General features: G+C 65.8%; 20 protein-coding genes and 2 pseudogenes. 14 read left to right on the top strand and 8 right to left on the bottom strand.

The window, feature by feature from the left end; translation table 11 throughout:
- Nucleotides 1-252: 252 nt before the first annotated feature.
- Both ABZ863_RS22670 and ABZ863_RS22665 read right to left on the bottom strand, forming a co-directional pair.
- On the bottom strand, nucleotides 253-612 hold the full coding sequence (locus tag ABZ863_RS22670; RefSeq protein ID WP_358538888.1) for an SDR family oxidoreductase: 360 nt from the start codon (nucleotides 610-612) through the stop codon (nucleotides 253-255).
- Nucleotides 539-841 (bottom strand): annotated as a pseudogene (locus ABZ863_RS22665) (SDR family oxidoreductase); the annotation flags it as partial. The gene ABZ863_RS22670 and the pseudogene ABZ863_RS22665, both read right to left, overlap by 74 nt.
- 571 nt (nucleotides 842-1,412) lie before the next feature.
- Between ABZ863_RS22665 and ABZ863_RS22660 the strand changes: the two are divergent.
- Complete coding sequence (locus tag ABZ863_RS22660; protein ID WP_358538885.1) at nucleotides 1,413-1,979, top strand: hemerythrin domain-containing protein; 567 nt, start codon at nucleotides 1,413-1,415, stop codon at nucleotides 1,977-1,979.
- A 96-nt stretch (nucleotides 1,980-2,075) separates the two neighbouring features.
- Here ABZ863_RS22660 and ABZ863_RS22655 read toward each other — a convergent pair whose 3' ends face one another.
- The gene (locus tag ABZ863_RS22655) at nucleotides 2,076-2,507 is read right to left on the bottom strand and encodes a hypothetical protein (protein WP_358538883.1); all 432 of its coding nucleotides are present in this window, start codon (nucleotides 2,505-2,507) and stop codon (nucleotides 2,076-2,078) included.
- Between the two features lie 343 nt (nucleotides 2,508-2,850).
- Here ABZ863_RS22655 and ABZ863_RS22650 point away from each other — a divergent pair, with 343 nt between their 5' ends.
- The 12 genes from ABZ863_RS22650 to ABZ863_RS22595 all read left to right on the top strand — a co-directional run bounded on the left by ABZ863_RS22650 (nucleotide 2,851) and on the right by ABZ863_RS22595 (nucleotide 10,205).
- A complete protein-coding gene (locus ABZ863_RS22650; protein WP_358538881.1) occupies nucleotides 2,851-3,486 on the top strand; it encodes a hypothetical protein in 636 nt (211 codons plus the stop codon).
- 5 nt (nucleotides 3,487-3,491) lie between these two features.
- Nucleotides 3,492-4,448 (top strand): SRPBCC family protein, encoded by a 957-nt coding sequence (locus ABZ863_RS22645; RefSeq protein WP_358538878.1) that lies wholly within the window; start codon nucleotides 3,492-3,494, stop codon nucleotides 4,446-4,448.
- An 11-nt stretch (nucleotides 4,449-4,459) separates the two neighbouring features.
- A complete protein-coding gene (gene gvpJ, locus ABZ863_RS22640; protein WP_358538876.1) occupies nucleotides 4,460-4,861 on the top strand; it encodes a gas vesicle protein GvpJ in 402 nt (133 codons plus the stop codon).
- Between the two features lies 1 nt (nucleotide 4,862).
- The gene (locus tag ABZ863_RS22635) at nucleotides 4,863-5,639 is read left to right on the top strand and encodes a GvpL/GvpF family gas vesicle protein (protein WP_358538873.1); all 777 of its coding nucleotides are present in this window, start codon (nucleotides 4,863-4,865) and stop codon (nucleotides 5,637-5,639) included.
- A gap of 4 nt (nucleotides 5,640-5,643) precedes the next feature.
- A complete protein-coding gene (locus tag ABZ863_RS22630) occupies nucleotides 5,644-5,895 on the top strand; it encodes a gas vesicle protein GvpG (RefSeq protein ID WP_358538870.1) in 252 nt (83 codons plus the stop codon).
- Between the two features lie 5 nt (nucleotides 5,896-5,900).
- A complete protein-coding gene (gene gvpO, locus ABZ863_RS22625) occupies nucleotides 5,901-6,227 on the top strand; it encodes a gas vesicle protein GvpO (protein WP_358538868.1) in 327 nt (108 codons plus the stop codon).
- On the top strand, nucleotides 6,224-6,631 hold the full coding sequence (locus ABZ863_RS22620; RefSeq protein WP_358538867.1) for a gas vesicle protein: 408 nt from the start codon (nucleotides 6,224-6,226) through the stop codon (nucleotides 6,629-6,631). The genes gvpO and ABZ863_RS22620 overlap by 4 nt, the downstream gene beginning before the upstream one ends.
- Nucleotides 6,624-7,397, top strand: coding sequence for a GvpL/GvpF family gas vesicle protein (locus tag ABZ863_RS22615; RefSeq protein WP_358538866.1), 774 nt, complete (start codon nucleotides 6,624-6,626; stop codon nucleotides 7,395-7,397). Before ABZ863_RS22620 ends, ABZ863_RS22615 begins: the two co-directional genes overlap by 8 nt.
- Entirely contained in the window at nucleotides 7,394-7,585 is a 192-nt protein-coding gene (locus ABZ863_RS22610; protein WP_358538864.1) for a gas vesicle protein, read from the top strand. Before ABZ863_RS22615 ends, ABZ863_RS22610 begins: the two co-directional genes overlap by 4 nt.
- Nucleotides 7,578-7,880 carry a gas vesicle protein K gene (locus tag ABZ863_RS22605; protein WP_358538863.1) on the top strand — a complete coding sequence of 101 codons (303 nt, stop codon included), beginning with the start codon at nucleotides 7,578-7,580 and terminating at the stop codon, nucleotides 7,878-7,880. The genes ABZ863_RS22610 and ABZ863_RS22605 overlap by 8 nt, the downstream gene beginning before the upstream one ends.
- A gap of 521 nt (nucleotides 7,881-8,401) precedes the next feature.
- A complete protein-coding gene (locus tag ABZ863_RS22600) occupies nucleotides 8,402-8,530 on the top strand; it encodes a hypothetical protein (RefSeq protein ID WP_358538861.1) in 129 nt (42 codons plus the stop codon).
- 526 nt (nucleotides 8,531-9,056) lie between these two features.
- Nucleotides 9,057-10,205 (top strand): Imm1 family immunity protein, encoded by a 1,149-nt coding sequence (locus ABZ863_RS22595; protein WP_358538859.1) that lies wholly within the window; start codon nucleotides 9,057-9,059, stop codon nucleotides 10,203-10,205.
- 358 nt (nucleotides 10,206-10,563) lie between these two features.
- Here ABZ863_RS22595 and ABZ863_RS22590 read toward each other — a convergent pair whose 3' ends face one another.
- From ABZ863_RS22590 to ABZ863_RS22580, 3 genes and pseudogenes are all read right to left on the bottom strand, one after another.
- Nucleotides 10,564-11,052, bottom strand: coding sequence for a hypothetical protein (locus ABZ863_RS22590; RefSeq protein WP_358538857.1), 489 nt, complete (start codon nucleotides 11,050-11,052; stop codon nucleotides 10,564-10,566).
- A gap of 661 nt (nucleotides 11,053-11,713) precedes the next feature.
- Entirely contained in the window at nucleotides 11,714-12,577 is an 864-nt protein-coding gene (locus ABZ863_RS22585; RefSeq protein ID WP_358538854.1) for a polyprenyl synthetase family protein, read from the bottom strand.
- A gap of 354 nt (nucleotides 12,578-12,931) precedes the next feature.
- Nucleotides 12,932-13,497, bottom strand: a pseudogene (locus ABZ863_RS22580) (endonuclease); the annotation flags it as partial.
- 208 nt (nucleotides 13,498-13,705) lie between these two features.
- Here ABZ863_RS22580 and ABZ863_RS22575 point away from each other — a divergent pair.
- Nucleotides 13,706-13,927: a hypothetical protein gene (locus ABZ863_RS22575; protein WP_358538852.1), complete on the top strand. Its 222-nt coding sequence runs from the start codon at nucleotides 13,706-13,708 to the stop codon at nucleotides 13,925-13,927.
- 103 nt (nucleotides 13,928-14,030) lie between these two features.
- Here ABZ863_RS22575 and ABZ863_RS22570 read toward each other — a convergent pair whose 3' ends face one another.
- Together ABZ863_RS22570 and ABZ863_RS22565 are read right to left on the bottom strand one after the other, a co-directional pair.
- Nucleotides 14,031-14,192, bottom strand: a complete 162-nt coding sequence (locus ABZ863_RS22570; RefSeq protein ID WP_358538849.1) for a hypothetical protein — start codon at nucleotides 14,190-14,192, stop codon at nucleotides 14,031-14,033.
- 575 nt (nucleotides 14,193-14,767) lie between these two features.
- Nucleotides 14,768-16,633 carry an FG-GAP-like repeat-containing protein gene (locus tag ABZ863_RS22565; protein WP_358538847.1) on the bottom strand — a complete coding sequence of 622 codons (1,866 nt, stop codon included), beginning with the start codon at nucleotides 16,631-16,633 and terminating at the stop codon, nucleotides 14,768-14,770.
- Between the last annotated feature and the right edge of the window lie 7 nt (nucleotides 16,634-16,640).

The raw sequence follows: 16,640 nt of genomic DNA, 5'->3' as shown, positions 1-16,640 counted from the left end.
TGCTGCTGACCGCCGGTCAGCGTGGCGACAGTCCGGAGTTCATCCTGGTACTGGGCGGTATTCGTGTGCCGGGCCCAGCTTCGGATCGCGCGTGTGCGTTCGCGGTCGGTGGGGGGCACGGGGGTGGTGCTTTGTGGTGCGGTCGAGCATGCTCTTCGACCTCCGGTGCGGCGCCCCGCCTCAATGTAGGGGGATTGCACCGGCAGAGGTGGGTTGGGGCGAGTCGGCGGCGCATCCAGCTGGGGCGAGCATTCAGGCGGTCCAGCCGCCGTCGACGGTGAGGGTGCTTCCCGTCGTGTAGCTCGCCGCATCCGAGGCCAGGTAGACCGCGGCGCCGCCCAGTTCGGGCGGACTCGCGACGCGATCCTGCGGGATGTTCGCATGGATGCGTTCGCGCCATTTGCTGGTGACCAGGCCATCGGACAGGCCGGTGTGGAAGTAGCCGGGGGCGAGGACGTTGACCCGGACGCCGCGGGCCCGCCCATTCGACCGCCAGCACGCGGCTGAGCGCCTCCACTCCGCCCTTGCTGGCCGCGTACGCCGCGATCCGGTCGAATCCGGTGCGGGCGTGCACGGACGACACCGTGATGACCGAGCCGGAACCCTGCTCAAGCATGCGTCGCCCGGCCGCGCGGGCGCAGAAGTAGGTTCCGGTCAGGTTGACGTCCAGGACGTGGGCCCAGTCGGTGTCGGTGCTGTCCTCGCTGCGCCGGAACGACGGGCTGATCCCGGCGGCGGTCACGGCGACGTCGAGGTGGCCGAACCGGTCGGCTATCGAGGAGACGCAGCGCTCGGCGAACCCGGGCTCGGCTACCGAGCCGGGCAGGACTATCGGTGGCACCCCGGGCGGATAGGGATATCAGCTCCCGTGCCTGCGCCACGATCTCGTGAGACATCCACCGGTCGGCCAGGCCGTTGAGCGTCAGCAGGTCGGACGCGAAGGTGTCCGCGCCGAGCACGTCGATGACCCGCGAATCCGCGCCCCGGCCCTGTTTGTGTCCCGGCGGGGTGAACGCCAGGCTGCCCTGCTCCCGGTAGGCGCCGATCGCTTCCAGCGCGGGCGCGCGTGAATGGTCCTTGCGCATCATCGGTTCGACCTCCTGGCTCGGCTATGTACAGTCTCGGGGCCCGGTGGAGCGTTCACGCAACGCAACGAAGTCGGGCCAGTGTCGAGGCTGGTCGGTCTAGGAATCGGAGCAGCCTTTCGCTGGCTGGACGCACCCTCGGGCGATCTCGGTACCGGGCAAGTCGTGTGGTGGTCGTGGGCCGGAGCGAGGAGTAGATCCGGAACGTCACGGTGCAACGGCTGGGGTGGCCACTGGGTGATGAATTGCAGGTCGCGCTCGCATGATCGGCGTGATTCGGGGGAAGCCAGGAGCGGATGGAGCAACGACACAGCGGAGGTGACGTAGGTGAATAGAACGGACAGCAAGGACGTGGTGGAGGTGCTGCTCGACCAGCACACCCAGATCAAGGGCCTGTTCCGGGAACTCTCCGAGGCGCAGGGCGGGCGAAAGGAGGACCTGTTCGACGACCTCGTTCGCCTGCTGGCGGTTCACGAGACCGCAGAGGAGATCGTCGTGCATCCCACGGCTCGCCAGAAGATCGACAACGGCGACGATGTCGTGGAGGCCCGGCTCCACGAGGAGAGCGAGGCCAAACAAGCACTCGCCGAGTTGCACGATCTCGGGGTGGATCATCGGGATTTCGATACAAAGCTGGCGGAGCTGGCCAGGGACGTGACCGGTCACGCCAACAGGGAAGAGCAGGAGGAGTTTGCGCAACTGCGCGCGAAGCTTCCGGAGGACCGGCTGCGGCAGATGGCGGGTGCCGTCCGAGTCGCCGAGGCGATCGCGCCGACGAGGCCGCACCCGGCGGCGGGGGAATCGGCAGTGGCGAATATCCTGGCCGGCCCGCCCATCGCGGTGTTCGACCGGGTCCGCGACGCGGTGCGGGACTGGACCCGGTCGAACAGTTGATCCTGACCGCGGTTCGCGGGCGTGATAGCGCCGTTCGGTTCCATATGCCGGGCGGCTGGGGATGCTGGCGGAGGGCGTCGGTGGGAGCCGACGGCCTCAAGCTGCTTCGGCGGGATCTCCGTCGAGCCGGTCGAGCAGGCGTTGCGAGTGCAGGTTCGCGACGGGGGCGACGAGATCGGAATGTCGCAGGAGTACGGCCGTGCGCCGATTGTGACCGTCCGGATCGGTCAGTCGAGGCAAGTCACACGCCAGGCTGGCCAGGTGTTCGGAACGGGCCGCTGCGGCGGCGAGGCGTGTGTCGTCGGCGGTGACGCCGAACTCAACAGGCAACGGGCCCGGTGTCAAGGAGCATTGCTCGCGTTGCAGATATCGGTCACGCACGACCTGCGTATTGTGCTCGCCGTCGTATGCCGCGCGGACAAGATCGAACGCATGCTCACCGCCGGTATGGCCGACCACGTCGGCGAGCTGATTACTGTACTGACTGAGCGGGCCCCGGCCCCCTGGCGCGGTTGCCTCACTGGACACTTTGGACAACACTGGGTCCATTTGCTCGCCAAGGGTGTGGCACCGAAACGGAACTAACTGCCTAGAATGCCGCGTTGCCACAGTGCAGTGATCTTGAACAGCTGCCCCTCGTAACGCTTCCTGTCCCGAGACCATTTTTCAGGTGTCGTCGTCACTCTCAATGACCCGTCTGTTGCGCGCCTGGGGCATCTGGCCGGTTCCGAACGCCCGCCAGCTGCCTACTTACCCAGACCTGATTGCCCTCAGGTGCACCGACGGGCGTTTCATATTCACCTGATCGTGGTACTTCGAGTCGAGACCCATCGGGTCAAGGCAACTGAGTGTTGATCGAAGGAGATCGATCGTGAAGAGCGGGGCACAAGTGGCCGCTGCCATCGCAGCCGGCTATCTCTTGGGGCGTACACGCAAGATGCGGCTGGCTCTGATGATTGCCGCGGCGGGCGCCACCCGAAAGTTGAACGGAGGGCCCCGCGAGCTGCTACAGCAGGGGGTCAAGCGGCTTGCGTCGTCGCCAGAGCTGACCAAGATCACTGACAGCATTCGCGGCGAGTTGCTCGACGCGGCACGCGCGGCGGCGATCACTGCCGCAAGCAGCCGGGTCGATTCGCTGAACGCGCGGCTCCAGGACCGGGTCGGCGCCCCGGTCGAGGGCGTACGCACAGCGACGAAACCACAGCAGGCCGAGGAGTCCGCGGAGGACTACCTCGAGCCGGAGGCTGAGCACGCGCCGGAAGCTGAGCACGCGCCGGAAGCTGAGCACGAGCCGGAAGCTGAGCACGAGCCGGAGGCTGAGCACGAGCCGGAGGCTGAGACCGAGATTGAGCACGAGGCTGCGGAGGAACCGGAAGAATCCGACGAACCGGAGCCCCCACAGCGGCGCCGGGCCGCGACCAGCCGTACCGCCACCAGCCGTACACAGGGCCGCATGCCCGCCCGCGGTGCCAGCGGCCGCGCACCAGTACACCGCACCCGGAGGTGAGCGAAGTGGCCACGAAACCGGCGGAACGACTGACGAAGCAGGCCACGGAGGCGTTATCTCCGTCCGAACTACTCAAGCAGGCGCTGCAGCAGCTGGCCACCACGCTGGCGCAACGTGCCGCGTCGTCGGTGACCGACCGGGTCAGTGCCACCGCACAGCGACTCGCCGACTACGCCGAAAGCGGCGGCAGCGGTGGTTTGAAGGCGGCATTGACCGGCGCCAAGGAAGTTGCCGAGGGAAAGGCGCCGATGTCCGCCGCACTGACAGCCGGTTTGTCAAAGCTGCGGGACAAGGTCAAGAACGCGGTCGGGGGGCTCGGTGGCGGTGAGGACAAGTTGAAGCTGACCAACATCGTCGAAAGCATCGACGTCGGCGTGTCCATCGACCTGGCCTACGACCAATGGACGCGGTTTACCGAGTTTCCGAGTTTCATGAAGAAGGTCGAGAACGTCGACCAGGTCGCCGAAGAAAAGCTGGAGTGGGAGGCCAAGATCCTGTGGTCGCACCGCAGCTGGGAATCGACCATCCAGGAGCAGATTCCGGATGAGCGGATCGTGTGGCGTTCCACAGGAGACAAGGGTTATGTAGATGGTGCGGTGACGTTCCACGAACTGGCGCCGCAGCTGACCCGGATTATTCTTGTCCTCGAATATCACCCCAAGGGTTTCTTCGAATACACCGGCAACCTCTGGCGGGCGCAGGGGCGCCGCGCGCGGCTGGAACTGAAGCATTTCCAGCGCCACCTCATGGTGCACGCCGTCCTGCATCCGGACGAAATCGAGGGTTGGCGGGGCGAGATCCGCGACGGTGAGGTCGTCGACGGCAGCGAAGCCGCGGAACCCGAGGCCGAGAAAACCGAAGAACCCCAAGAGGCCGAGGCCGAACCGGAGGAGCCGTCCGCCAGGCGGGCACACCGCAGGGAACCGGTGACGGCTGCGTCGGGACGAGCGGACAGCAGTTAGGGAAGACACCTGTGACCACAGCTATGCAGCCGACAGGCAACGGAGGCGGCATCGACCGTCCGTCCTCGTCCAGCCTCGCCGACGTCATCGACACCATTCTCGATAAGGGGCTGGTGATCGACGCCTACGTACGGGTGTCGCTTGTGGGTATCGAGCTGGTGACGATCGATGCACGCATCGTCGTTGCCAGTGTGGACACCTACCTCCGGTTCGCCGATGCGGTGAACCGGCTCGACCTGGCCGAGACGGGTGGGCAGAAGGGCCTCCCCGAACTCATCGAGGACATCAATGAGGGCGGTGCCAGGTCGCGCACCAAGGGAGTACTCGAAGCTGCGGGCGAAACCCTCAAGGACGTCCTCAGCGACGAGAAGCGGCAGCCGGCCGCGCGCCGAGACCGGAAGGAGCGAGACTGACATGACCGCGCAGCCGGACACCGAACGGCAGACCGCCTGCTATGTCTACGGGATTGTGCCAGCCGATGTGGAAAGCGACTCCGGAGCCCGCGGGATCGGGGATCCGCCACGGCCGATCAGTGTGGTGCGGCACGGCGACATCGCTGCACTGGTGAGCCAGATCGACGTGGACACACCGCTTGGCAGGCCTGAGGACCTCGCGGCGCATGCGAGGATCCTGGACGCTACCGCCGTCGAGGCACCTGTGCTGCCGCTGCGTTTCGGTGCCGTGGTGAGCGATGAGCGCGCCGTTGCCGAGGAACTGCTGGCCCAACACCAGGACGACTTCGTCGCCGCGCTGGGCGCGCTCGAGGGACGAGCGGAGTATGTCCTCAAAGGACGTTACGAGGAGCAGGCGATCCTGCGCGAGGTACTAGCGGAGAACGAGGACGCCGTGCACCTGCGGGAGGCGATCAGGGACAAGCCCGCCGACGCCACTCGTAACGAACGCATCGCGCTGGGTGAGCTGATCACCAATGTGATCGCGGCCAAGCGCGAGGCGGACATCCGCATGGCGGTGGGGGCACTCCGCGAGCTCGACGTCACGGTCGCGGTCCGCGAACCGACCCACGAGCGGGATGCCGTGCACCTGGCCTGCCTGACCGACGTCGCGAAGCAGCCCGAACTGGAACGGGCGGCGGGAGCGCTCGCCGAGAGGTGGAAGGGACGGGTGGAGGTGCGACTGCTTGGTCCGCTTGCGCCCTATGACTTTGTGACCACACAACAACCGCAGGGGTGAGGATATGGGCCTGTTCTCCATCGTCACCGGCCTGCCGCTGGCGCCCGTACGCGGTGTGCTGGCCCTGGGCAGGGTGATCCAACGCCAGGTTGAGACCGAGCTGCACGACCCGTCATCGGTCCGCCGTGACCTCGAAGCCGCCGAGAAGGCCAGAGCGGCCGGCGAGATCGACGCAGAGCAAGAGCAACACGTGCAGCAGGAGGCTCTCGAGCGGCTGGTTCGGCCCGGTCAGGACACCGTACGGGAGAAGGAGTGATCGTCGTGGCCCGCGAGCAGGACGCGCCAAGGCGTACGTACCACGAGGAACCAGATGAGTTGCCCGCCCCTGGGGCCGCCCAGGCGGCACTCGAGCACATTGCTGCGCTGACCGACAAGACAACGGTCGGCGCCACATCAGTGGAACCGACCGACGACGGATGGCGAGTCGAGGTCGAGGTCGTCGAAGAGCGCCGGATACCGTCCACATCGGACATGCTTGCGCTGTACGAGGTCGACCTGGATCTGACCGGCGACTTGCTGGCGTACCGCAGGACCCGGCGCTACGCGCGGGGCCGGGCCGACAGTTGGAATGGAGCTTCGGTGCGATGACAGAGGTCTCCCCGTCCACATCCGCGGCACTCCAGCCGGCCCAGGGCGGTCCGCACCAGCCCGCCAACCTCGGTGACATCCTCGAACGGGTGCTCGACAAGGGACTGGTCATCGCGGGCGACATCCAGGTGAACCTGCTCGACATCGAGCTGCTCACCATCAAGCTGCGCCTCGTCGTGGCGTCGCTGGAGACCGCCAAGGAGGTCGGCATCGACTGGTGGGAGCACGATCCGTGGCTCACCGGCGACCATCGCCGGCACGAACTCGAGCAGGAGAACCGCGAACTCCGGCAACGACTGGCACAACTGGAGGGCGACCGCCCGCAGCCCAGGACCATCGACGCCTCCGCCGAACCCGCCGAGGAGGAACCGAGCCCCAGACACCAGGGACGCCCTAATGGCTGAGTACCCTGGCCGCTGGCTCTACGTGGTGACCCGCCGACTCGCCTCTGGCGCGCTGACTGACTTGCGGGGTGTCGCGGACGAACCAGTGTGCACCGTCGAAGCCGCCGGATTGCTCGCGGTGGTAGGTGCGGTGAACCTGGCCGAATATGGTGAGCAGGCGCTCGCGCGCCACCTGGAGGACCTCGACTGGCTGGCCGCGGCGGCACGCGCCCACGACACGGTGGTCGCTGTGGTGTCGCGGGCCGCATCCGCGGCGGTGCCCTTGCGATTGGCCACCGTGTGCGTCGGGAACGAGCGGGTGCGCGAGCTGCTGACCGAACGGCACGCGGCCTTCTCCGCGGCGCTGGCGCTGCTGGCCGGGCGGACCGAATGGGGCGTGAAGGCCTACGCCGATCCGGACTCGCTGACCAGTCAGCGCCGACCGGCCAGTGGTGGCACCGGCACCGCGTACCTACAGCGGCGACGTAGCCAGCTCGCGTCCCGGGAGCAGGCCGCGCGGCTGGCTGCCGAGCGCGCCGAGCAGTTGCACGGCACGCTTGCGGCGCTAGCCGTCGCCGCCCGGCTGCATCGGCCACAGGACCCGAAGCTCTCCGGCCGGCGCGATTGGATGGTCCTCAACGGCGCCTACCTGGTGGACGACGCACGAACCGGCGAGTTCGCCACCGTCGTCGACCAACTGCGCACCGAACTTCCCGGCGTGCAACTGGAGCTCACCGGGCCGTGGCCGTCGTACTCGTTCGCCGGACTGGAAGAAGGCACACCGTGAACGAGGTTCAGGTGGCACCGGAGCGGCGCGTCGCGCTGGTCGACCTGCTGGACCGGGTACTGGCCGGTGGAGTGGTGATCTCCGGGGAGATCACGCTGTCGATCGCCGACGTACCGATGGTGCACGTGTCATTACGCGCACTCGTCACCTCAGTCAGCACTCTCGAACGGGGAGCCACCGGTGCATGAGAACGACCACAGAAACGTGCTGTCCGAGCATCTCGACGCCGATCCGGACAACGTCGAGAAGGGCCTGGTAAGCCTCGTCCTGACGATCGTGGAGCTACTGCGTCAGCTGATGGAGCGGCAGGCACTACGCCGTGTCGACGCCGGCAACCTCAGCGATGAGCAAGTAGAACGCATCGGGCTGACGCTCATGCGACTCGAGGAACGGATGAGCGAGCTGCGCGAGTACTTCGGGCTGAATCCCGAGGACCTCAACATCGACCTCGGGCCGCTGGGGCCACTCCTCGCACCGGAGTAGCTGGTGTCCCGGATGTGCGCCGGGTCGTCGGGGTGGGCTGCTCCTGGTGACCGTCGCCGGGGCGGCGCTCCACGGCGGCGCGACGCAGCAGGGGTCGACTCGCTGTGCGTTCTACCTGGCGGCCGGACTATGCACGAGGTTGGGGGTATGCGCCGTCTCCCGGGACAAATCGGCTCACAAGCGTGTTCCCGAACGCAAAGACGACCCCCGGTTCAGAGAAACCGCAGGTAGAAGGCCTGCACCTGAATCCTCTTGGTGGGCCGCCCAGGGCTCGAACCCGGAACCTACTGATTAAAAGCCTGCGGGTTCAATCGCGGTGATCTTGAAACAGGTTGTGATTGCAGGGCTTCTACCTGCTGCTTCTTGGCTTTCAACATCATGTTTGCGGTTGCGGGCGGCCGTTCTGGGCTCCGTTATGTCTCCGTTCTTCCTGCTGTGCTCAAGCGGGCCCGTGACACGTTCGATGGTTGGCGTTACCGTCTGACAACACGGGACGAAAGCGGGCGCGTGGAGGTTGGTCGGTGGACACGAATGTCTTGCCGCTGTGGGCCGACATCGCCCGCGACCAGCCCGACGAGCGGTGGAAACAGACGCTCGCGGTGCCCGCCCAGCAATGGTTGGAGCACCGCACGTCGACCGTGATCGTCTGACCTGCCGTCGACGCCCAAGAACGAGAGCCAGGACTTGCCCAGCTTGGGCGCCCCGGCGAGCAGATTGAGGTCATGGCTTGTCGCTCCGTTCGGAGGCTGGTTCGTGGTTTTGGTGCCGTGCGATCGTGATCTCTGTGACGAGAGCCGAGTTGTCGAAACGTGAGGGCCGGATTCTGTATCTGGCATGCCTGACGACAGTGCACGCCGGAGTGACGTTGGTCCTCGCCTTTAAGTGGTCGTTCGATTGGCTGTTTGTTACTTTGCTCAGCTGGGACAGCGGTAATAGCGGTGATCGACTGGGTTGTGTGGGCGCGGCGGCGCAGGCGCCGTCTCCAGTCGGCCTCTGAGCATGGCTTGCCTTCCTCGGGTTAGACACCGCGCGGTGCGGCGGGTTGGCCCCGGTCTGCAGGCCGGAGGTGATGGTCTTGTCCGCTTCGCGTGTGGTGAAGGTACGTACCCCGATGTGGCGTCCGCCCGCGGCGCGCGGCGCGGGCCCGGTATGACGGGGATCAGGCATGATCACCCAATGTCTGCCGTCGAAGAGGTGCGCGAGGGGCTGGGCACTGTGCTCGGCAAGCTCGCGGGAGCGACGGGACATCTCAACACGGCGCTTCTTGCCTGGGATGAGGCCTGCGCTGGCCTCGCGGTGCTGCAAGGAACCAACGATGTCGAGGCGCAACAGGTCCTGGCCGCCCACGGCATCGGCGGTGATCAGCTCGTTCAAACGCAGGAGATGCTGGGCCGTTGTGCTGAGCAGATCACGAGCTACGGCAGCAGCATCGGAGCGACCCCAGCAGGCACGGCTGGCGCCGCCCCCCGAAGCGCGCCCTCACAGCCGAACGCCCAGGCGCGTTCGGCCGCGCCTCGGCCCCCACGTCCAGGGAAGACGCACGGACGGTGGATCGACAGCGCCGGCAACGCCGTGGTGCTGGAGAGCGGAAAGGATGGCGAGTACTACGAGGTGACCCGCGCCCGGGGCGTGGCACTGGGGCTCACGAAAGGCATCCCCAACGCTGTGCCAGCGATCGCCCGCCATGTCGAAACACAGTTCGTCTCGCGCATGATCGATCAGGGCATCGAGCACGCTGCGATCGAGATCAACAGGCCGATATGCGGAACTACCCCGAAGGATCAACAGTGGATGGAGACGTGCCAACAGGCAGCTACCACGGTTCCTGCCGCCAGGGTGGACACTGACCGTCAAGGACGGGTCGAGCCCGACAGACAGGACCTACGTCGGGCGAGAGGTGGAGGAATGAGCATCACCGCGGGCTGGGCCGTGATCCACGAGGACGGCACCTACGAGAGCATGAACACAACCCTGGAGACGCCGGACGACGTTGCGGCGTTCGTTGCCAAGGTCGCCGCCGCAGACCCATACGCCGACTCCATCCGCTTGGTCCACAACGACCGGCCGCTCTTTGATCCGGCACAAGGCTTCACCGATCACGACGTCTTCGCTGCGGTGGTAGACGGCTTCGGCTACTTCAGCCACCAGGATCGGTCCTACGGCAAGGGGTTCTCGGTCGGCGACCCGGACTCGCCCGGATGCGAGTTTGACGATGAAGACTTCCCCGCAGGGTCGGGATTGTCGCTGGAGGAGTTCACCGCAGCACTCGTAGAGTTCCTGCGCACTTGCGAACGACCGAGGAACGTCCAGTGGACGGGTTGGTAACCGATCGTTATCACAGAGGATTGGCCTGAATGAGTCAAGTCATCGTGGTCAATACCGCTATGGTCCGCTAGTCGGTTGGGCTGATGATCCGTTCATGGACCGGCGGCCATCCCGGTCGAACTAACGAGTCGCCGATCCCAGCAAAACGTCTGCAGCCGTCAGTGCCAGACACGATCACGTTCACACCCCTGGCCTGCGCTCCCGGCTGGAGGACGTGTCGCCCCGCTGATCCAATTCAAGGTCCGGCAAGTAGAACAAGCGCACTAACTCGAGATCCACCCCGATCGGTCGTGGACGCGAACCGTTGCCGAGCTGGTCCATACGCACCCCGCCGAGACTCTGCCGGATCGTGCGGACCTCAACTGCTCGCATGTTCAGGAACAGTCCGTCGTCGGGCCCCGCTCGCAGAAGCCGCTCGGCCAAGCGGGTGGCCCCGGGCCTGCCTCAAGCGGTCGCGAAGCATCGTGAGCCAGATCGAGTGCTCGATGTTGTCGTCGTAGTTGGTGAATGTCTGCCCCGTGTTGAACGGAGGGTCGATGTATACCAACTTCACCTTGCCTAGGTAGCGCTCGGCGTACTCGGGGACCTTGTGGAGGACATCCAGAGCATGCATAGCGTCGCCCGTGATGAGGAGGTTCTCGGTTGTGGGCTCGGGTAGCCCATCAGGCCGACCTTCAGGGGCCGGCGCTTCGATGCGCTCAACCTCATGCAGGAGACGAACCTCAGAGACGCGGTAGTCGGCTCGATCGACGAACGTGTAATCGTACTTGCCATCCCCTGTGGACAGGAGCGCTTTGTCCTTGTTCGTCCATGTGAGTTCGAGCCCTCCGCTGTACCCCGCCGCCATGCAACACCCCGTCTGTTACGTCCTTTAGCCTGCTGGCACCAATCTTGTCCGACCAGCCGAGCGCCTGTCTGGGAGACAGCCCGACCGATCGAGATCAGCCGAAGTATTCTTACGCTGTCCCCCTGCCGCAGCGGCCATCTGTACCAGCCAGGGGCGGACGGCTGCTCGGCGAGCGACTTCTCGATCCCGCCACGTCGGCCGGGCCAGGTCACGCTCGGCGTCCCGCAGGGTTCGCGCCAAGGTCTCCGGCTTCGGGACGTTGAACAGGCGTCGAGCCTGCGGCTGGGGTCGTAACCGTTCGAGACGTGGGTCTCGGTGTCGCTGGCCTCGAACACGAACGGCAACCGGCCGTGACAGGTCAACGCCTTCAGCCGCACCTCGGGCGGCAGCCCTTCGGCGTACATGACGGACTGCGATTCCACCCCGGACAGCGTCGTGCCCACCCGCTTCGCCTCGATGACCCCGACGACCCGTTGGTCGACGTAGAGCAGGTAGTCAACGCGTCCGTACCCCTTGGCCATGATCATCTCGCGGACGGCGATGCCCTGACCAGCGAACAAGTTGAGATGGTTTCGATCCTTGACTAGCCATCTGGCGTCCGCCAACTGCTGATCAAGCAGCAGCCGCGCCCGCTGTTCGGCTGCCAGCCTGGGATCGTTCGTCACCTCACCGTCTCCCCCCGGTACCGTTGTTGACCATCAAAGGCATCTTCCACCATGGGTACGACAACACAAAGCACCCGGCAGCCGACCCGACGGTGAGCAAGGCGCTGAGCCCGGGCCTGGATCATGTCCTCGACCGTGGCCTGGGCACCGGTGGTGTCCAAGATGTTCCCGATCTGTTTGGCGTGATCTTCGGCAAGGTCGCTGTCGCCGACCAGGGCACGCAGCGCGGTGAGTTGGGCGGGAGTGGCACGCTCACGGGCCAGGGCCAGGGCCAGGGCCAGGGCCAGGGCCAGGGCCAGGGGTGGCCTTGCCTTCACGAAGATCGTCCAGGTTGGCTTGCCGGTGGCGGCCGGGTCGCCGAAGACACCCGGAAGGTCATCGCGGAGCTGAAACGCTTCCCCGACAGGCAGGGCATAGGCGCTCAGCACTTCACGGACATCGGCGTCGCCTCCTGCGATGGCGGCGCCGATGTGCAGTGGCCGTTCGACGGCGTACTTCGGTGGCGGCCAGGTCGAGATACTGGCCGTACATGACCTCCGGCGCATGGCGTCGATCAGCGGCAGCAATTCGGACAGCTGGTGCGGGGAGAGGCCAGCGGTGTGGACGAGTTCGTCGGACCAGGTCAGCGCGAGGTCACCGAGACGGATGGCGGCCCCTTGCCCGAAGCGTCGCGCTGCTTCAGAGGTGTTCGCCGGGTGGCGCCCTGCCAAGGAGCGGTGGATGGTGGAGCGGCCACGGCGGGTGGGGCTGTCATCCATGACATCGTCGTGGATCAACGCGAAGGCGTGAAACATCTCCAGCGCGGCAACAGCGCCCGCGGCGGGGCGTGTTCGGTAGCCGCGTGCCAGCCGGCGAGACACAGCAGCGGCGAAGGCGCTTGCCCCCGGCGGTGAGGAAACCAGCTAGCGCGTCAACGGCGTCACCGGGCAGTTTGTGGGCGCGCGCATCTGCTGACTTGCTGTCGAGGGAACTCCAACAGGACGGCATCCACGCGGTGTCGTACAGCAGCCGGATCGAGGGGCTGGACAGCGGTTGCGGTCATGGGTGTTCCTCCACTTTGCCGGGCGTGGATCTCCCGGCCGTCCGATTCCGGCGACCCGCTGCTTTGCAGCATGTTGCGGGAGACAGTGAAACGCTGGGAGCCGGCGGGGAGGCAGCCGACGGTTACGGCGCCACTCGTCCTGGCACCGGGGATTACGCCGCATCTGTGGCTGTTACGAGATGGCGTCTACCCATTCGGGGTGGTCGATGAACGGGTTCCTGTTGTGCTGGAACTGCTCGTAGATGACGGTGTTGCGGTTCTTCTCGAATTCGTCCGGTGGGTCGGCGGCGTGCCACTCGAGCAGTACCGAGAGCCGTCCCATGTAGGGGCTGAGCCGTTGTCGACCTGGTCGTTGGGTTCGAGGTCGGCGAAGCCATCGTTGCCTTCATAGCGCACCGCCATGTAGAGGATCATGCGTGCGACATCGCCTTTGACCTCGTCGCGGGGTTCGAAAGAACCGGAATCGGTGTAGTTGCCGGGTGCGCCGTCGACTTCGCTGCCGCCGTTGTCGAAGTCTTTGTTGTTGCGGATGCTGTTGACCCGGACATCCGTGGGGCGCAGGTGGTGCAGATCGGTTCCGGGGCCGATCGAGGTCCCGAAGTCGCCGTGGGATTTGGCCCACACATGTTCGCGGTTCCAGTCCCCGGCGTTGCCGCCGTGCTGCTCCTTGGCGCGGGACTGTCCACTGTAGAACAGGATGACGTTGTCCGGGTTGGCTGGATCCTCGTCGGTGGCTTGCGAGCCGGCGGTAGCGCGAGTCGACTTTCACTGGCTCGACTACGTTGACGCACACAGGCGGGTTGGTGAGGCTGCCTCCGTCTCGCGTGAGGACCTGACCCCGTCGGTGGCCCGCGCCGCCGGTGTGGGGCCCTGACGTGATGATCCCCGAACGTCGCTCGGGCCGCGGTTGCGACGGAACATCGGAACCACAATTTGGCGAGGAAGCATGACAACCGGCGCGTACCGGTGGCTCACAACGGCGCCTTGCGAAGGGTTGATCCGCAGCCTGCCCATCACGCATCCGTGCGACCTGAGCGCCCTCATCGTCGATCTTGCCGAGCAGTGCGGACGGCGGATCAGGTTGCTGCCGGCTGAACTCGGCGAGGAAAATCGCTGCGGCTTGCTGCTGAGCGCGTCCTGGCTGCGACTGCCGCGCACCGCAGGTTGAAGCCGTGCTCGCGGTCGTGGTCCGGTGCGTTTGGCAGGATTGCCGAGCTCTCGATGGTTGGGAAGGCGGGCTGTGAGGGGAGAGCAGGGCGATGGGCAGCACGTCACGAGACCTGGTGGGAGTTGATCTCGGTGGTGCCGTGCTGGGCGAGGTGCTGCGTGCTACTGACAAGTCCTTGCTCGCGATCGGGGAGCGGTGTGGACAACCGGTGGTGATCAAGGTCCTGTGTACCGGCGAAGAGTTTTGGCAGGCTAAGTTCGCTCACGAAATCTCGATCTACCAGGAATTCACTGAGCACTCGCCCCCGGTCCGGGTGCCGGCCGGCTATCCAGCCACGAAGGTGCTGTCGTTGTCCAGCCCCACCCGGGCTATATCCCGACCTGTCAACGGCGGAGCCGATCAGGCCGGTCCGCTCCACCGACTCGTTCGCGTTCGACGTGTGCCAACAGCCGGCGCCTGCGCGCCGGCAATCCCGAGACTGTTGCGGCAGTGGGTACAACCCCAGCCCGCAACCTCGTGCCGCCGGTTCAACGGCAATTTGCGATTCAGCCGGTCGTTCGGTTGTGTGGTCTTTGGTCAAATACCTCGGACAGGATCCGCGTCACCGTTTCGTCGAGGATGGACGAAGAGGGGAAGACCCGCTCGCCGAGGTCTTCCGCTAGGTCTTGGTGCCGGTACTACGGGGTCTATCCCATGATTTTGAAACAGTCCCCACGACCGTCGAAATCGGTGTTGTGGTGCGAGTATGTGCCGAGAAGAGCTCCGCGTGGGGTGGTTGCGGCAAGCTGATAGCGCGGTGGGGTGGAGGTTGGGACCTCCACCCCAACGCGTCAGGGTTTGTTAGCGGCGGTGTGCTGTGGGTAGCGGGTGCTGGCTGCCTGCGGCGAAGGTGTCGTGCCATTTGGTGGAGGGGCCGAAGGCCGTGCCGTTGGAGGTGGCTATGAAGACATCGGCGTTGGTGCCGCGCGTGAACGTCACGGCATCGCTTTTTCCGTCGCCGTTGAAGTCGCCGGTTCCGATCCATTCGGGGCTTGTGCCGAAGCCGCCGTGCCAGACCTGGTAGTCCTCGATGAAGTTCGTTCCGGTGGACAGAGATACGTAGACCCTGCCGGAGCCGCCGACGACGAAGGTGGCGATGTCGTCACGACCGTCGCCGTTGAAGTCGCCAACGGCTGGAGTTTCTCCTGGAGGGGAGAAAAAGTTGTGCCATAGCTGGTTAGGGCCGGCGAAGCGTGTGCCGTCGGACGGCAAGATCCAGACGAGACCGTCAGAGCCGAAGCTGGCGATGTCGTCTTTCCCGTCGCCGTTGAAATCCCCGAGGGCAGGGGTTCGCGTTCCGGAAACGAAGTTTCCGTTCCAGAGTTGTTTGGGGCCGAAGCCGGTCCCGGTGGACAGGGACACGTAGACGTCGGCGTCGCTGCCTCCGGTGCACACCACCATGTCGTCCAGGCCGTCGCCGTTGACGTCTCCGACCAGCACGGTGTTGCCGGTGACGGCGAGGATGTCGTGCCAGCGTTGCCGGGGACCGAACCGCGCGCCGTCGGAGAGGTACACATCGACCGGGCCGTTGCCGACCGTGGCGAGGTCGTCTTTGCCGTCGCCGTTGAAGTCACCGGAGAGGGGAGTCGTTCCACTCACCAGCTGGTTGCTCCACTGAGCGGCGGTCCCGAACTGCGCGGTGTTCGACGTTGCGACTGTGGCGACGGTGCCGTTGACAGCCACGATGTCGTCGATGCCATCGCCGTTGAAGTCGGTGGCGGTACTGGTGGGGCTTTCCGCGTGCGCGGTGAACGATATCCCGATCTGCGTTCCTCCCGCGTCCACGACCGTCACGCGGTAATGCCAGCTCTGGCCCTTGGGCAGCGCCTGGTGAACGAAACGGGCCTCTGAGGTTTCACCGAGCAGATTGGCCGGGATAATAGCGACATTCTCCGTTTGGGCGCCGTACACCCGGTAGCTGAGTGAGGGGTCCTGCTGGACCCAGCTCAGGTTGATGGCGTTCTTGCTGGCAGGTGTGGCGTGCAGGTCGAGTACTTGCGCGACAAGCCAGTCGGTGATGTCGTCAACGCGAGTGGCGATCGCTCCGGATTGATCTGACGTCTCCCCAAGGCATCCGGCCTGGTAGGAGCGGCTGGCAACGGCAACGAGTTTCCCCTCGCTCAGCACAGGCGCACCCGCATCACCCTTGCAGATACTGGCGTTGCCGGTGCTTCCCTGCAGGCTCAACTCGGTGGCGTCGACAGTCCCGATGGTGAAGTCTCCGGTATGCGCCTGATCGGGAACCCACTGGTTCTCGGTACGCCCATAGCCGGACACCTGCACGGCCTGCCCGACCGTGGGGGCCACAGTCTCCGGACTGGGTGTCAGGATGCCGTAGACCGGCCTGTCGAGATGCGCCAGGACGAGGTCCCGGTCGTTGTGTGGCGCAATCCGGTCGATCTGCCGAGTCTGCCCACCGATCGTGGCGGTGGTCGCCGTGTGGGGCGGGCCTGGGTCGGGCGTTTCCGGCTGACCGGGCGTGGCGGCGAAGCACGTTCCCGACGTGGCCAACCACTCTGGTGTGATCAACGCACCGGAACAGGAGGCTTCGGAGCCGACCTTGATCTTGGCCAGGAATGGTTGGGCCGTGGTATCGGTGGCCGATCCGCCGGAGATGGCGTGTGCGGGAGCGGCGAACATCGTGGCCGCAAGCGCGGTCACGGTCACGGGCACC

Origin of the sequence: Saccharomonospora sp. NPDC046836 (assembly GCF_040645195.1) — a bacterium.
Lineage (GTDB): Bacteria > Actinomycetota > Actinomycetes > Mycobacteriales > Pseudonocardiaceae > Prauserella_A.
Note: the sequence above shows the minus strand (reverse complement) of the source record. Positions and strands in the feature narration are given on the sequence as shown.

What these genes read in the sequence shown, in the direction of transcription:
- ABZ863_RS22635 (WP_358538873.1), top strand. Translation starts at nt 4,863, where the DNA reads ATGACCGCGCAGCCGGACACCGAACGGCAGACCGCCTGCTATGTCTAC.
- ABZ863_RS22630 (WP_358538870.1), top strand. Translation starts at nt 5,644, where the DNA reads ATGGGCCTGTTCTCCATCGTCACCGGCCTGCCGCTGGCGCCCGTACGC.
- ABZ863_RS22620 (WP_358538867.1), top strand. Translation starts at nt 6,224, where the DNA reads ATGACAGAGGTCTCCCCGTCCACATCCGCGGCACTCCAGCCGGCCCAG.
- ABZ863_RS22615 (WP_358538866.1), top strand. Translation starts at nt 6,624, where the DNA reads ATGGCTGAGTACCCTGGCCGCTGGCTCTACGTGGTGACCCGCCGACTC.
- ABZ863_RS22595 (WP_358538859.1), top strand. Translation starts at nt 9,057, where the DNA reads ATGTCTGCCGTCGAAGAGGTGCGCGAGGGGCTGGGCACTGTGCTCGGC.
- ABZ863_RS22590 (WP_358538857.1), bottom strand. Translation starts at nt 11,052, where the DNA reads ATGGCGGCGGGGTACAGCGGAGGGCTCGAACTCACATGGACGAACAAG.
- ABZ863_RS22575 (WP_358538852.1), top strand. Translation starts at nt 13,706, where the DNA reads ATGACAACCGGCGCGTACCGGTGGCTCACAACGGCGCCTTGCGAAGGG.